This window comes from Paenibacillus sp. 1011MAR3C5, assembly GCF_003591485.1.
In the GTDB taxonomy this organism is placed as follows: domain Bacteria; phylum Bacillota; class Bacilli; order Paenibacillales; family Paenibacillaceae; genus Pristimantibacillus.
In genome coordinates this window covers 72,853-87,810 of record NZ_QZCF01000011.1, presented here as the reverse complement: position 1 = coordinate 87,810, position 14,958 = coordinate 72,853, and the positions used below count along the sequence as shown (strand labels likewise).

General features: G+C 50.4%; 14 protein-coding genes. 4 read left to right on the top strand and 10 right to left on the bottom strand.

Annotated elements, in window-relative coordinates; translation table 11 throughout:
- Positions 1 to 177: 177 nt before the first annotated feature.
- The 5 genes from D3P07_RS24290 to D3P07_RS24270 form a co-directional block, all read right to left on the bottom strand.
- A complete protein-coding gene (locus tag D3P07_RS24290) occupies positions 178 to 1,368 on the bottom strand; it encodes a WD40 repeat domain-containing protein (RefSeq protein ID WP_147384567.1) in 1,191 nt (396 codons plus the stop codon).
- Positions 1,365 to 2,837 carry a sensor histidine kinase gene (locus D3P07_RS24285; RefSeq protein WP_119803200.1) on the bottom strand — a complete coding sequence of 491 codons (1,473 nt, stop codon included), beginning with the start codon at positions 2,835 to 2,837 and terminating at the stop codon, positions 1,365 to 1,367. Before D3P07_RS24285 ends, D3P07_RS24290 begins: the two co-directional genes overlap by 4 nt.
- Positions 2,838 to 2,839: 2 nt before the next feature.
- Positions 2,840 to 3,538, bottom strand: a complete 699-nt coding sequence (locus D3P07_RS24280) for a response regulator transcription factor (RefSeq protein ID WP_119803198.1) — start codon at positions 3,536 to 3,538, stop codon at positions 2,840 to 2,842.
- Positions 3,539 to 3,625: 87 nt separating this feature from the next.
- Positions 3,626 to 4,813 (bottom strand): MFS transporter, encoded by a 1,188-nt coding sequence (locus D3P07_RS24275; protein WP_119803196.1) that lies wholly within the window; start codon positions 4,811 to 4,813, stop codon positions 3,626 to 3,628.
- Between the two features lie 148 nt (positions 4,814 to 4,961).
- The gene (locus D3P07_RS24270; RefSeq protein WP_119803306.1) at positions 4,962 to 5,264 is read right to left on the bottom strand and encodes an ArsR/SmtB family transcription factor; all 303 of its coding nucleotides are present in this window, start codon (positions 5,262 to 5,264) and stop codon (positions 4,962 to 4,964) included.
- Positions 5,265 to 5,417: 153 nt separating this feature from the next.
- On the opposite strand from D3P07_RS24270, the gene D3P07_RS24265 reads away from it, so the two are divergent.
- The 4 genes from D3P07_RS24265 (at position 5,418) to D3P07_RS24250 (ending at position 9,982) form a co-directional block, all read left to right on the top strand.
- Positions 5,418 to 6,893 (top strand): sensor histidine kinase, encoded by a 1,476-nt coding sequence (locus tag D3P07_RS24265; RefSeq protein WP_119803194.1) that lies wholly within the window; start codon positions 5,418 to 5,420, stop codon positions 6,891 to 6,893.
- A gap of 3 nt (positions 6,894 to 6,896) precedes the next feature.
- Entirely contained in the window at positions 6,897 to 7,592 is a 696-nt protein-coding gene (locus D3P07_RS24260; RefSeq protein ID WP_119803192.1) for a response regulator transcription factor, read from the top strand.
- Between the two features lie 137 nt (positions 7,593 to 7,729).
- Complete coding sequence (locus D3P07_RS24255; RefSeq protein ID WP_119803190.1) at positions 7,730 to 9,226, top strand: S-layer homology domain-containing protein; 1,497 nt, start codon at positions 7,730 to 7,732, stop codon at positions 9,224 to 9,226.
- Between the two features lie 30 nt (positions 9,227 to 9,256).
- Complete coding sequence (locus D3P07_RS24250) at positions 9,257 to 9,982, top strand: ankyrin repeat domain-containing protein (RefSeq protein WP_119803188.1); 726 nt, start codon at positions 9,257 to 9,259, stop codon at positions 9,980 to 9,982.
- A 69-nt stretch (positions 9,983 to 10,051) separates the two neighbouring features.
- On the opposite strand, the gene D3P07_RS24245 is transcribed toward D3P07_RS24250, so the two are convergent.
- From D3P07_RS24245 to D3P07_RS24225, 5 genes are all read right to left on the bottom strand, one after another.
- Positions 10,052 to 10,861, bottom strand: a complete 810-nt coding sequence (locus D3P07_RS24245) for a hypothetical protein (protein ID WP_119803186.1) — start codon at positions 10,859 to 10,861, stop codon at positions 10,052 to 10,054.
- A gap of 61 nt (positions 10,862 to 10,922) precedes the next feature.
- Positions 10,923 to 11,570: a hypothetical protein gene (locus tag D3P07_RS24240; RefSeq protein ID WP_119803184.1), complete on the bottom strand. Its 648-nt coding sequence runs from the start codon at positions 11,568 to 11,570 to the stop codon at positions 10,923 to 10,925.
- A gap of 150 nt (positions 11,571 to 11,720) precedes the next feature.
- A complete protein-coding gene (locus D3P07_RS24235; protein ID WP_119803182.1) occupies positions 11,721 to 12,488 on the bottom strand; it encodes a tryptophan-rich sensory protein in 768 nt (255 codons plus the stop codon).
- 129 nt (positions 12,489 to 12,617) lie between these two features.
- Positions 12,618 to 13,826: an MFS transporter gene (locus D3P07_RS24230; protein WP_119803180.1), complete on the bottom strand. Its 1,209-nt coding sequence runs from the start codon at positions 13,824 to 13,826 to the stop codon at positions 12,618 to 12,620.
- Between the two features lie 26 nt (positions 13,827 to 13,852).
- The gene (locus D3P07_RS24225) at positions 13,853 to 14,884 is read right to left on the bottom strand and encodes an ROK family protein (RefSeq protein WP_119803178.1); all 1,032 of its coding nucleotides are present in this window, start codon (positions 14,882 to 14,884) and stop codon (positions 13,853 to 13,855) included.
- Positions 14,885 to 14,958 lie beyond the last annotated feature (74 nt).

Genomic DNA, 14,958 nt, shown 5'->3' with positions numbered 1-14,958 from the left:
CGTATAGCGTCTCCCTTCTATCTTTGCCCCTGTGTTGCCTGCCTCCTCACTGTAAGGCAGCAATGTCACGAAAGCATGTGGGAGATGTCTACAAGTTGTCACAAAAAAAAGCATCCTCTGTCAACGATTCGCAGCGCGTCGAATCCCCGTCTTGGAAGATGCTCATGTGTGTATGTCCTACTTATTGCTCTTGAATGCGATAATAATCGCCTGTTGACCGAACAGGTCCCGTTGACTCGGAGCAGGAAGCGGTTCTTCAGCCGCAACGGCCGGCGCTACGACTGACGGTGCCTCGTAAGGCTTGCGCCCCTGCACCAATAGCGCGCTTTTGTCCGGGCTCCATGCCAGCTCATCAGCGATCAAGCCGTGGTACACCGTTGTCTTGTTCAACAGATTGTTGCCTTGCAGCTTTGCAACGTCAATGGTCGCCTCATCGGTCGAATAGGCAATGTATTGCCTGTCTGCGGATAAGGCGAATGCACCGCTCTGATCCATTAATACAGATAGATCCCCATTGCGCCGGTCATAGACGAACAGCGTTCCATCCGTACCGGCAAACACGACACGATTAGGATCGAGCCACTCCACCCCTCCATTCTCATGGAGCGAATGCTCGTATTCACTGACGAATCGGCCGTCCTTCCATAGGCCCAATACAAAGCTCGTAAGCTTGCCTGGCTCCGATCTGACCACAATCGCGCCGTCTCCTTCCGCCGACAGCTTCACGCTGTGAAGGAGCGAAGACTTATTCTGGTCCGGCATCATATACGTTATCAGCTCGCCAAGCTCGGCATCATAGACCGCAATGCCAATTCCCCCTTGTTCATCCATGTAGAAGGAAGAGACAAATCGGCTATTGCTAGACCACGTCAGCTCCCGCGCAGCCGATCTTGGCAGCAGATATGGCGAATTGACCTCTGTCTTGACGCCTTCCGGAATCGATACCAGCGTTAAGGTTGAATGATGTTGGTCTCCATTGCCAGGTGCTAAATGGGCGAAATAGCGGCCATTCGGTGATACGTCGCTGAATTCAAGCGGATAGCCTTCCAGCTTAAGAAGCTTCTCCGGCTTCTCGTACGGTGACGCATATCGGTCGATACTCTCCCAGCCGCCTCTCCCCCATGAAAGCCGAGCCAGCATATCCGATGCCATCCACCGCCACGAGCTCACATTGAATTCTTCCATTCCCGGCAGCCGGTAAATCGTATTCACGTCGAAGGCATGTCCGCTTCCCGTGTCTGGCACAGTCTCAGGTTGATCGGGAATAAGGATTGTCTCGGTGCGCAGTCCTCCCGCACAGCCAGATAAGAGCAGCAGCAGGACTGCCCCGGCGATCCAAGCGGGCCATGGCATTCGTTTCGCATTCATGACCATCCCACCCCCTCCGCTGCAATCGGCAGCAGCACTGTTACACGCGTCATTCCGTCCGCGCTTGCCATCGCGATCGTTCCGTTCAATCCCTCCACAATGGATTGCGCAATATGAAGGCCTAGCCCTACGCTGCCTTGCTCTCTTGCCAGCTTCTCGTCGTCCGTACGGAACGGCTCGAACAAGCTCGTCAGCCGCTCAGACGATATGGGATCGCTCGTATTGGCAAATTCGAAGCGGATCATGCCGGATTCAGCGCTCGCCTTCACCTCAATATGCGACTGAGGATGCCCATACTTGATCGCATTGTCAATGAGATTGATGAACAACTGGCGAAGCTTGTCAGGCTGTGCCTCTACATACAGCTCCCCTGCTGCTTCGATGCGAATCACCTTCTTGTAGCGCTGCGCCTTGAAGGACATCGCGTCACACACATCCCTTAGAAGCTGCCCCGCGTCGATTCGTCCAGTCTCCTCCCAGCGCCCCTGCTCCTTCGACGTCTCCAGCAGCGACGCCACCATGTCTTGCAGCCGGCGGCTTTCATCCACAATATGATTCATGCCTTTCGCAAAGAAAGCGGGATCGCTCTTCCCATTCTCCTTAATCAGCTCCGCATAGCCCAATATCGAGGTGAGCGGCGTCTTCAGCTCATGCGTCACATGGTCAAAAAAATGCTTATTCTGCAAATGCAGCTTCTCCAGCCGATCGCGGTCCCGCTCAATCTTGCCGATCTGGTTCTTCAATCGATCAATCATTTCGTTGAAGTTGACTGCAAGCCTGCCGATCTCATCCTGCCGTTTCATAGAAAGGCGCATATCCAAATTGCCTTTCGTCACTTCATTCGAAGCAGCGGCCAGCTTCGTCAGCGGAATTGAAATATGGCGCGATAAAAGGTAGGAGAACAGGAACGCCGCCGCGAAGATCGCCAGCGCAATATAGAAAACCGCATTCAGGATGCGCCCCGATTGCTCATACAGCAGATCGAACGGCTTGGCATACCGAAGAATGCCGACCTTCACGCCGTCGATGACGACCGGATAGGCATACAGAACGCTTGCCGTTCCTTCCTCATAGGAGATGGTATACGCGGTATTGCCGCGGATCGCCTCTTCCAGATCATCAACTGTTGTACCAGTGAATACGGAAGGATCGGAGGCATGGATCAGCTTGCCGTCTATGGAATAAGCGCTGACCTCGCTGGATGTCGCATAGTAGAGATCGCGAATCATTTCCTCCGCGATTTGCTCGAAGTAGATATCGTCATTGCCGAAGTGATTCATCAGGAAGGCTTGGCGCACATAGCTGCTGCCTGTTTTTTTCAGCCCGATCAGATCATCTGTAATGATATTCTGGTTGCTTGTCCGAATAATGCTTGTGACGGTCTGATTCAGCAGCACGAAGGATACCGCGAAGATCAGAAAAAAACCGATGATAAACTTGGTCCGGATGGATCGGATGCGCAGCTTCATCGCTAATCTGCATCCTTCTCGAATTTGTAGCCAACGCCGAATACCGTCGTAATCAAGTCGCTGGCGTCCAGCTTCTTGCGCAGCCGCTGAATATGATTGTCGACCGTCCGGGTCTCGCCGACATAATCGTAACCCCACACCAGCTCCAGCAGCTCTTCCCGCGAAAAGATTCGCCCCCGATGGCCGCTTAGCTTGAGCAGCAAGTCATATTCCTTGGGTGTCAATTCCACCATAGCGCCTTTGCTCTTCACCAGTCGTTCTTGACGGTTAATCTCCATATGCTTGATCTGCAGCGTATCGCTCCCGTTCTCTTCTTGGCCGGCACGGCTGGCCTGAGCCACTCTGCGAAGAATGGTGCGGATTCGGGCAATCACCTCGCGCAGATCGAAGGGTTTGGTCACATAGTCGTCCGCCCCGAATTCGAGGCCGAGAATTTTATCGGTAATATCGGATTTGGCCGTAATCATCAGAATAGGAATGTTGAAGCTCGCGGTTACTTTTTTGCATATTTCCAACCCGCTCTGATCCGGCAGCATCCAGTCCAGAATGAGCAGATCCGGCATGAATTGCGCCACCTCTCGAAGTCCGGCTGCGCCGGTATTTGCCGTCTGCGCCACATAACCTTCCTTCGATAATCCGTAGGCGAGCAGTTCGGCAATCGCAGCTTCATCCTCGATAATAAGAATCTTGGTCTTCTCCATATGAGTCTCCCTGGCTATTAGGTATGATTTGACACCATCATAGCATGCGGAGCCGGGTTTTAGAAAACAGAGTCTTCAATTTCCAGTTTATCCTTGATCTATAACTTGCCCCTGAACCTTCATCTTTCGCTCTGACCCAAGACGTATAAGGATGAGAGCCGCGATGATAGCAATCGCTACGCCTGCCGCTCCGATCCAAGTAATGGCCGAAAGCGATATTCCCTCCACAACAACCCCGCCAATGCCCGCACCCGCTGCCATTGCAAGCTGCATCATCGACTGGTTAAGTCCTAACATGACCCCGGAAGCCTCCGGCTCAATCGTCGTCAAATAGTATTGCTGAGTCGGTCCCGAAGACCATGCCGAAATGGACCACAAGGTTAATACGACAAGTATGCCGGCAAGCGTATTTCCTACAAATGATAAAGCGAGCAGCATCACAATGTGCACGGTCATACCGCCAAATAATGTAGGATGAATTCCCCATCTATCCGTGCCGGCCCCGCCAATCTTTGAACCAATCAAGCTGGCTATGCCAAATACGAGCAAAGCTACGCTGATATAAGAATCGCTCAAACCCGACACTTGAAGCAGATAGGGCGACAAATACGTATACGCGATCGAGTAGCCGCCAAGCCAAAAGAAGGTGATCGACAACCCCAAAGCGACCTTCGGCCTCCTAAGCAGCCCCAATTGCTCGCGCAGCGGTATGGGCTCATCCCCTTTCATACGCGGGATGGTCCAATAGATAATCAACATTGCGATCATTCCGAGCAGCGCAATAAAGCCGAATACATACTTCCAGCCAATCGCGTCCGATACTACCCGTCCAAGCGGGACGCCAATAATGAGAGATGCCGTAAATCCCATAATAACCGTAGCGATCGAGCTGGCCTGCTTGCCCTTCGGAGCGATCTTAGCCGCAATATTCAAAGCGGTAACGACGACAACCCCCGCCCCAAGCGCCATAATGATTCTAGCAGCGACGAATAAACCATACCCCGGAAGGACAAACGCCAATAAATTAGAGACAGCAAACAAGCCAAGAGCGGAAATGATTAATTTGCGCCGTTCCATACTCGCGGTTAATGCCATAAGAATGGGCGTGCATATCGCATAGACAAGCGAAAAAACCGTAATAAGCTGCCCTGCGGAAGCGAGCGATACGCCGAACGAAGCCGCTACTTTATCCAAAATGCCGGATAGAATATATTCCGATGTTCCCACTAAAAAACTGATAATAGCTAAAATGTATACTTTCCAACTAACGGACATGATATGACCCAACTCCTATGCTTTGTTTTATATGAAGACAAATTACGAATTATCGATATGTTAATTAAAAAAAATAAATAAATCGCAATATGTCGAATTGATTGGCCGGAGTAAAACTGAATTCCTTATTCAAGAACTCAGTTTTCACTTATAGCTCGCGCTTCAAGAAATCTGCCAGGCTCTTTATCGCCTCTTCATCTCGCTGGTAATACGTAAATTTGCCGATACGCCTCGTCTTGATGAGGCCTGCCCTCTGCAATATCGATAGATATTGAGAAGCCGTAGACTGCGTCATGCTCAGCTTTTCGGTAAATTGACTTACACATACCCCGATTTCCTTCATATCAATCCCTTCATGGGGTCTAAAATGGTCATACGGTTCCTTCAGCCATTCCAAAATCTGCAATCTCGACTCGTTGGACAATGCCTTGAACACTTCGATTGGATTCATGTTTATCATTATATCGAATATTCTCGATATGTCAATGTAAATTATGATTCACTCCGCGGTTGCGCAGAATAACTTTCTCCACTACAATTCATAAATAATGCGCGGGATGTGCCATTCTACGCTTACAATCGATTTATACGGGAGGGTGAGACGTTGTCTATTCGCTTCAGACTGCTATTGTCGTTCACATCGGTCGTCGTCATCTCCGTCATATTATTCGTGCTTGCCGCTTACCTTCTATCCGTCGCTGTTACAGGCGACTTCCGCAGCATCAGCAGCTTTTACAAGATTCATCTCTCGCTCCACCCTCTCTCCGAGGAAGAAGAAAATTTATTTCTCGACATGAAATATCTCGCCAAGCATGACCCCGCCCAGCTCAAAAATAAGCAGATACTCGAGGAATATGATTATCAGCTAAAGATGGTGCAGGCAATGCTGGTCGTCCGGGAGAACGATAAGATCCTCTATGCCGCTCCCAAGCTTAAGGATGTTAATTTGGACGAGGTATTACCGCCTTACGATATGTATAACAACACCATTCGCCATACGATGAATGCGGGCAATCATTTTTTCTCGTACGCGAAGTTTGATTTCTATTTCTCCGCAGAGGCCGATGAGAAGGGCAGTGTCTTTGTCCTGCGGGAGAGAAGCCCCTTCGCCGAGATGATCAGAACGCTGCTTCCCCTGTTAATATTCGTCTTTGTCGCGATTTTATTATTAACCGGCTTCCTGCTCTATCGCTACGTCACCCGGAAGATTGTCCATCCGCTGGACCAACTCCGCAAGTCAGCCGAGCATATCAAAGACGGCGATTTGACCTATGAGCTTAAGGCTTCCTCACGCGATGAAGTGGGACAGCTTGTCCAGACCTTCGATCAAATGCGTGATAAGCTGCATCAGTCGGTCCAGCTTCAGCTCCATTACGAGGACAACCGCAAGCAGCTGCTCTCGAATATATCGCATGATCTCCGTACGCCGATTACGACGATCAAAGGTTATGCCGAGGGCATTCGAGACGGTGTGACGCATACGCCGGAGAAGCTGAACAAGTATGTGGAGGCCATCCATACGAGAGCCTCCGATATGGAACGGCTGGTCGACGAGCTGCTCTTCTACTCCAAGCTTGATCTGAACAAGGAGCCTTTCTCGTTCGAGCAGGTGGAGCTGAGTCCGTTCCTGCATCGTATCGTAAGCGAGCTGTCGATCGAATTGGACAACCAGTCCGTGAAGATGCAATGGGATGAAGAAGAACAAGCGCAGCCGTTGTACGTGCTCGCCGATCGCGAGAAGCTGAAGCGTGTGCTGATGAACCTGCTCGACAACGCCCTGAAGTATATGAATCAGCATCCGAAGCGATTAACGATCGGCATCAAGCGACAGGAAGAACAAGTCCTGGTCAGCATTACGGATAACGGCCCGGGCATTCACCCGGAGGCCTTGCCTCATATCTTTGAGCGGTTTTATCGGGAGGAAGCGTCACGAAGCCCATCCGTTCGCGGCAGCGGACTGGGGCTTGCGATTGCAAGGCAGATTATCGAAGGGCATGGCGGCGTGATTTGGGCAAGCAGTGAGCCCGGACAAGGCACGACCATCCGTTTTACACTAAAAAACTTTGTAGATCGTCGGTGATGCATGGTGAAGAAAATATTAATCATTGAAGATGACCCTTATATTGCAGAGCTGCAAAAGGACTACTTCCTGCTGCATGACTTCGGCGTGGATGTGTGCCACGATGGCCGCGAAGGCGCGGAGAAGGCGCTTGGCGGAAGCTATGATCTGATCATTCTCGATCTTCAGCTGCCGGGCATGGACGGCTTCGAGATCTGCCGGATGATCCGGGGACAGCTGGATGTGCCGATTCTAATCGTATCCGCGAGAAAAGAGGATATCGATAAAATCCGGGGCTTCGGCCTTGGCGCGGACGACTTCGTCACGAAGCCGTTCAGCCCGAACGAGCTGGTCGCCCGGGCGAAGGCGCATCTGGCGCGATATGAACGGTTCACAGGCGGACAGAAAGCTGCAAGTACGGATCGCATTGATATCCGCGAACTGTCCATCCACAAGTCGTCGCATCGGGTTTTCGTACACGGCAAGGAAGTATCGCTCACCGCCAAGGAATTCGAAGTGCTGCTGTTCATGGCTTCGAATCCTAACCGGGTGTTTAATAAAGATGAGCTGTTCGAGCGAATCTGGGGATTGGAATCAAGCGGCGACATCGCTACAGTGACGGTACACATCTCCAGAATCCGAGAGAAGGTCGAGGCCGATCCCTCCAATCCGCAGTTCATCGAGACCGTCTGGGGCGCCGGCTATCGCTTTACGATCTGAGGGCCTGACAGCCGATTTTGCAAAAAGTTATCCTTCCGTTTAGAAATTGTTTATACTTTCTTATCTGCCGATTTAGAGTGGTCGCTTAAGATGAATATAAGCCACACACCACTATTAACGGAGAGGAAGATAAGCAAATGAAAATGATCAATCAGAAAGCGGCAATCGTCGCTCTATCAGTACTTATAGGCGGGGGCGCATTGCTTCCGTTCACGGCAAAAGCGGCATCACTGGCGCCGGTAGCCAATATTCAGCAATCCGCAGTCACGAATTTCAACCAGCAAGCCGAACAAGCCATCCAGCAATTAATTAACCAAGGCGTGCTTAGAGGCTACGCCGACGGCAGTATGAGAGCCGAGAAGCAAGTAACGAATGCCGAGATGATGAAGATGATTCTGCTCGCGCTGAATCCTGATCAAGGCAAAGCCGCACAACAGCTGGAAGGCAAGCAGGACCGCTGGTACACCTCGTATCTGGAAGCCGCTGCTGCAAGCGGCCTGGTCGAAGGCGCAGAGGCTTTGCAGCCGAACGCACCGGCAGCAAGCTCCGATATCTCGGCTATCATCGCCAAGGCGCTGCAGCGCGACAACAAGTCCGTGCAGTATTGGATGGAGCAAAGCGGTGTCGGCCAGGAAAGCCTGACTCGCGGACAAGCCGCTCAGCTTCTGGTATTGTCTGAGCAAGCGATTCGTTCCGAATCCGCCTCGATCACATCCATCAAATCGCTAAACAAAATTACGCTGGAAGTAACATTCTCCGCACCGCTTACGCTGGAGGATGAGACGACGGCTGCAGCCAATGCCAACTTTGCCTTCGACCATGATCTGAAGCTCGTCAATCAGCCGCGCCTGAAGACGGGATCTATCGCGACTTACATCGTTCCGGTACAGACGATGACACCGGGTACGACGTATACAACAAACTATAAAGGCCAGCAATCGCATACGGTGACAGCAAGCGATGAGATGATCCAGCTTCAGGACGTCCGCCAGGTAACGGCTGATACATTCGAGGTAGATTCCTTCCGCGCTGACGGAGTCGTCGACTACGGCTACCTGATCTCCGCTTATGCCGGAGGCCGCGGCGCCAATGCAATCGTCGTGGATGAGAACAACGAGTGGAACGGGCAACCTATGCAGATTATCTCGTCCCTAGCGACTAGACAAGCTACGCTGACACCGGAAGGCGGAGAGCCGATTACGGTAAGTTATGTCGGATTCACGCAATCGACGGACGGCAAGCAAGAACCGAAGTTCCGTCTCCCGGCTGGCTCAACACTTCAGCCTGGTGTGAAGTATACCGTGACAGCAGACTGGTTCGTGCTTAAGAACAACACGTTCACAGCTGAAGCTATGTCGCCGCTTCAAATTGCTTCCGTATCGAAGGTAGATGCGGCTACGCTGAATGTGACGTTGACAGCGGACCCTGAGGATGAGCTGTTCGGTTACCGCTCGATTCAATTGAAGGGCTCCGACGGCACGACGCTGACCGCTCAATACAAAGTACAGACTCGCAAAGGCGCAGTTGGCGTATTCGAACTGCAGAATGAAGGCAAGCTTGCAGAAGGCGTAACATATGAAGTAACACCTGTCGGCAACTGGGCGACGGCGTCTGACATCACCCTGCAATCGTAAATGAACGGATCTTGAGAGAAAGGATGGGACATGTTGCGAATAAGCGTCTTGATCCTGCTAGCCCTTGCCCTGACCGTCTCCGGCTGCCAAAGCAGCCGCAGCACTCAGACAGAAGGCCAGCCGCAATCCTCCCAGACGGTGAATGATATGGGAAATCTTGCTCAGAACCAGGCGTTATGGACCGCAGTCGCAGAAGGAGATCAGGAAGCTGTTCTCAAGCTTCTGGATGATGGTGCCGATCCGAATACAGTCGATTCGAAAGGACGCACCTCCGCCATGATCGCCGTCCATTCGAATCAATTGGACGTATTTAACCTGCTCGCCCAGCATGGTGCGGATATCAATAATCGGGACCAGCGTTCTGACAACCCGCTTCTCTACGCAGGAGCGGAAGGGCTGCTCCCGTTCGTCCGGGCCGCCATCGCAGCGGGTGCGGATACGACACTGACCAACCGTTTTGGCGGCACGGCCCTTATCCCCGCCGCTGACCGGGGTCATGTCGAGATCGTGGAGGAGCTGCTGACGATCTCTGATGTGAACATTGATCATGTGAACAATCTTGGTTGGACCGCGCTGCTGGAGGCCGTCATATTGGGCGACGGAGGCGAGCGGCACCAGCGGATCGTCGATCTGCTGATTGAGCACGGAGCCGATGTCAACCTCGGCGATTCCGCAGGCGTCACCCCGCTCCAGCATGCGAAGAAGCACGGCTATCAAGAAATGATTAAGAGCTTGGAGCAAGCTGGGGCGCGATAATGGAGCTGTTAATCACAAATGGGCTGTTCCGCAGATTATCTGCTGGAACAGCCCTTCTGGCATTTGGGTCTATTCACAAGTAAACTTTAACACGGTGTCTTTGATCTGTTGCTCATACGTAAATCCAGGGTCCTGCGAGTGTATATTTTCCAGAGAGAAACCCTTTACACCAACTGCTTTGAAGGCATTGTTTCCCTCGACGAAAGCAAGCGGTGTATAGGCAGCATATCCATCGCCTCGGATCAGCCAAGCCGAAGCGCCCTCCTCATACTCAAAGAAATCAGTTAAGTAAGCTGTGGCGCCAATCCACTTCTCCCCGCCTTCTCCTCGAACGAAGTCTTCACATAGATAGTATTTTAACTGAACTTCTGCCGCAGCAATCATCTTGTCTTTGCGTGGAGAAGATCCGTAGTTCGGCTTACGGGCCTTCTCGACCGAAATCGGAAATTGAGCCACGGACTCCCACTTCCCTTGCGGCCAGTTCGTTTCCCCTTCGCTCACTTGTCCGTCTCCATACACTATGTCCGCCCTCTGATTTAGCACGATCAGCCAATCCGCTTCATTCGTGTGGGCGTACACCGTCTTTTTCTCAGCATCATCGACATATACCCTGATGTTGACATCAATTATTTGACCAACGAACGGCTCAAAGCTTTTTTCGCTGACAGTTCCGTAGATATGATCCGGACTTGTCCACATCCGATAATTGACATATTCGATAATTGCACTTTTAAACGAATCAATGGTGTAACCTTCGGGAAGGGCAGCCCTATCCAATTCAACTTGTGGTAAAGAGTCCGCTCCATTAATTGTCGAACAGGAAGTTAAGAGTAGCGCAGTACACACCAGAAAACAAAGTGTTAGCCATTTGTTTTTCACCGTAAGCACTCCTGATCGTCAGTTTATATATTGAAAAAGATATTAACAAAAGTTGTCGGCATTATGATTGTTTTTCTTCACTCAAAGATTTTATCTCATTAATAATATGCTGATGCTTTTCTACTACGCCAGGCGAGTTGCTAATAGCTTCATTATTCAACATGATATTCACCCAATTCGAACGGATATCATCCGATGAAGACCCCACCCCTAATCTGATGTGATCAAGTTCCCCCATCACTTGTGCGATTTCAGCAATGCTTTCAACTTGCCTATCGGTTAATTGAACGTACTGACCGATCTCATCTTCAGCTAAAGAAAGAGATTGAGCATAATTTAACAGTGAAAAGTACTGTCCAAAATCCTGTAACATATCAAACATTCGATTCGTTCCAATACTGCTAATATCTTGGTAAGAATGCAGGGTCCCGTACAGCATCACCATTTCCATATACAGCATACTTAATTGTTGAAACTTCTCATGAAGACGGAAATCATTCGCGTATAATTTCCTTTCTTCTGCGGCTTTAGCAAGTGATTGATAAATCGTTCCGATCTTTCTGTATTCTAGAAGATTAAAATCCATTGCGACTTGGTAGAGGGCAAACTCCGTTTTTTTGTTCTTATTATTTTGAATGACATTCAATATGACAGATGAAAGCAGCAATACAGTTAATCCGATCAATATGCTTGTTCTGAATCGGTTCATTCGATCAGTCCTTTACTTATTCTACATAAACACAAATAACGGTGACTGCTCACCACCGCTATCGCGCTTACTCACTCAATATAGAACACAACAAAAACCGATTAAGTTGCAAATCATTCTTATACCTGCAATAACGACAAACAAAATTGGCTACACTACGTCCACCTCTCTCGTCCCCCTCACCATTCTCACAACGATGAACAATGCCACAAGAACGAGCAGCCCTGCTAAAGCATAACTTGTATAGGCAACCTCCGGATAAGCCTGCTGCTTGATGCCAATGGCAATGAATGCCCAGACGAAAACCAGCATGCAGGCGATGTCCTTGAACTTAAGTCCCAATGCCAATGCAACAACGGTCGCGGCGCTTAACATAATGATCGCCCACGTTGTATCCGGCAGGCCAAATCCGTCCCATCCGCCAGCAGAGAGCGCGATCGCCACGTTCACAATCGTCGCTACGCAGATCCATCCCAGATAAATGCTGAACGGCAGCCGGACCGACCATCTCTCCGCTTGCCGTGCGGGCTGTGTACGGTTGATTTTACCATACACGATACCCAGCGCAATCAGCAACGCGAACATCATAAACACGCTGCTCGTCAGCAACTCATAATGCCACAGTAATAGCCAGCCGATATTGAACAAGCACGAAAGAAAGAAAAATTTGCCGATTGCCGCCACCCTGCCGCTGACTCTCCCGTCCTTGGTAAAGCCATAGATAACAAACAGGAACAACAGCATATAGATGATGGACCAGATGGAAAAAGCATACCCGGCTGGCGTCACCAGCACCGGATATTGAGCCGAAATCTCTCCCGTCGTTTGGCCGCCAATAGGCAGCTTATTCGCTAAGAAATTCACGACAATCATGCCTGCAAAACCGATCAAATTAAGCCACGCGTATATCCGCTTCATAGGCAGCCTCCAATGTTTTCAATCCCATCCTGCACCGGACTTGTACAGCCCTTGTACTGGGTATGTTATGCCTTTACCCGAATGGTTATGTTTTAAACATGGAGAAGGCTATGACCCTCATTGAATCTCTTATCCCACCCGCACTTTTCTCACAAAATAATTCAATCGCTCCGTACACAAAATCATTGCTACGGCGAACAAAACAATGAACATCGGGAAGATGCCGATTGTGGAGTTGGACGCGAGCAAACCCAGGAATGGCGGCACCAATGTGGTGCCCGTATAGGCTGCCGCCATCTGATAACCAATAATGGACGGAGCATGACCCTTTCCGAATCGGGCAGGCGTCTCATGCAGCATGCATGGGAAGATCGGCGCGAGTCCAAGTCCAATGACCATCAAGCCGACCAGCGAGACAATGGACGGTAGCGGAAGGATCAAGAGCAAGGTGCCAGCCAACGCAATCCATTGACCATATCGAATGAGCATGCGGTTGTTCACTTTAAACGTAATGAAGCCCGTCAGCATCCGGCCGACCGTAATCCCTACATAGAATAAAGATACCCACTGGGCCGCTGTTGACGCGGGCAGATCCTTCATATTCACCAGGAAGCTGCTTCCCCATAAGCCTACACTGGCTTCAACGCCACTATAGAACAAGAAAGTTAGCAAGGCCAGGTTGACGCCTCTTACACGCCAAGATTTCACCGTGCCTGAAGCCGTAGTTGCCCCCTCCTCACGCTGATCCGGAGCATCATGATCGTCCCGCGCCATCTTGCTGCTTTTCGCTACTTTGTCCCATAATGGCAGCGTAACGAACAGAATGATCACAAGCAAAAATTGAATGCCCGCTACAGCCAGATAACCTTGTCTCCACATCAGGTTATCGCCAGCCATGAAGGACGCCATAATAATTGGTCCAAGCGATGCGCCAACACCCCAGAAGCAGTGCAGCCAGCTCATATGATGGGCTTTGTAATGGGCAGCGACATAGCTGTTGAGGCCTGCATCGACCGAACCCGCGCCCAGTCCCAGCGGGATGGCGAACAGAACGAACCAAATCAAGGATGGCGACCAAGAGAATCCGACCAAAGCGCCTGCTGTCAGCATACAGCTGACCAGCGTCACCTTACCCGTGCCGTATAATCTCAGCACCGTTCCGCTCAATAAGCTGGATACAATCGTACAGGCAGCAATAACCATGGACAGCACACCCGCAGTACCAAGTGAAGCGTCCATATCCAGTCTCATGACAGGCCATGCCGACCCCAGCATGGAGTCCGGCAGTCCCAGACTAATAAACGCCAAATAAATAATAATTAAGAAGAAAGTTGCCATGAGGTATCTGTGCTCCTTCGTGATGGTTACGTATGTGTGTGGTAGGAAAGCAGCAAGCTAAGTCCAAGCCGCTGCAATCCGTATAGATAATCCTGTTTCCAATCGCTAGCTGCCAGCTCCGGAAGGTGTTCCTTCGGAACATACACTGCGCTTCTCTCTGTGATCTGATAGAGCATAGAGGAATTCACTTCCTCCTTCCCAAAAATGATCGTATGCGGGTTCAAGATTGCGGTTATAGAAACGACGATTCGGCTAATCGCATCGATTCTATCCTCCATCGCTGAAGCTGTTGCTCCCCCGCTTTTTCCAATGGTTAAAGCCTGATGAAAGTTTTGATTATCGTACTGCGGTATAAAGGAAACTTCTCCCGAAAAATACGACTTCCCACGCACAATCTCACCATTAACGACGATCCCTGCGCCTGGACCATTTTGCCCTAAATAGATGTAGGCCAACGACGCCTTATCTTGCAGCTTGTGATGATCCTGATAGCCGAGAACAGCGGCGTTCATATCGTTTTCGACGACAACAGGAATAGACAGACGTTCCTCTAGATAGTGCTTCAAATCCACATCGCGGTAGTGTTCATATGCAGGTATAAGAAAAATTTTGCCGTTATTTACGGCCCCCGGCACGCCGATCGATACGGCATGAATAGCAGGATAGGCATGCTTGATCGTCTCAATCAGCTTCGTTAAGCTCGAAATCTCTTCCCCGAGCAGACTAGCCGTATTGCCATCATCGATTCGTTCACCCAAAGCATTGAATATGGTATAGTTCGTTTCGTTACGCTCCAAAAAAATAGCCAAGCCCAGCCGATAATTTGGATTGTAGGCGTACCTTTGCGCCCTTCGTCCCCCACTGGATTCATCTAACCCCACTAAAAAAACTTCCCCCGCCTTCTCCATCTGCAACAGAAACTTGCCTGCTGTGGGGAAGCTTATTTGCAAGGCCCCGCTAAGCTCCACCTTCGTGGCGCTGCCCAGCTCTAATAACACCGATCGAATGCCTCGAATGATGGCTAACTTGGTATCCTGCGAAGTAGGTATTTCATTCACCTGTCTCACCAACCTCGGAGTAGAGTTACTTTTTAAATGCGTTTAATAAGCCATCATGATCATAACAGGAACAG

Coding starts and splice junctions, on each gene's coding strand:
- D3P07_RS24285 (WP_119803200.1), bottom strand. CDS start 2,837: ATGAAGCTGCGCATCCGATCCATCCGGACCAAGTTTATCATCGGTTTT.
- D3P07_RS24235 (WP_119803182.1), bottom strand. CDS start 12,488: ATGAAGCGGATATACGCGTGGCTTAATTTGATCGGTTTTGCAGGCATG.
- D3P07_RS24255 (WP_119803190.1), top strand. CDS start 7,730: ATGAAAATGATCAATCAGAAAGCGGCAATCGTCGCTCTATCAGTACTT.
- D3P07_RS24275 (WP_119803196.1), bottom strand. CDS start 4,813: ATGTCCGTTAGTTGGAAAGTATACATTTTAGCTATTATCAGTTTTTTA.
- D3P07_RS24230 (WP_119803180.1), bottom strand. CDS start 13,826: ATGGCAACTTTCTTCTTAATTATTATTTATTTGGCGTTTATTAGTCTG.
- D3P07_RS24240 (WP_119803184.1), bottom strand. CDS start 11,570: ATGAACCGATTCAGAACAAGCATATTGATCGGATTAACTGTATTGCTG.
- D3P07_RS24290 (WP_147384567.1), bottom strand. CDS start 1,368: ATGAATGCGAAACGAATGCCATGGCCCGCTTGGATCGCCGGGGCAGTC.
- D3P07_RS24260 (WP_119803192.1), top strand. CDS start 6,897: ATGGTGAAGAAAATATTAATCATTGAAGATGACCCTTATATTGCAGAG.
- D3P07_RS24270 (WP_119803306.1), bottom strand. CDS start 5,264: ATGAATCCAATCGAAGTGTTCAAGGCATTGTCCAACGAGTCGAGATTG.
- D3P07_RS24280 (WP_119803198.1), bottom strand. CDS start 3,538: ATGGAGAAGACCAAGATTCTTATTATCGAGGATGAAGCTGCGATTGCC.
- D3P07_RS24250 (WP_119803188.1), top strand. CDS start 9,257: ATGTTGCGAATAAGCGTCTTGATCCTGCTAGCCCTTGCCCTGACCGTC.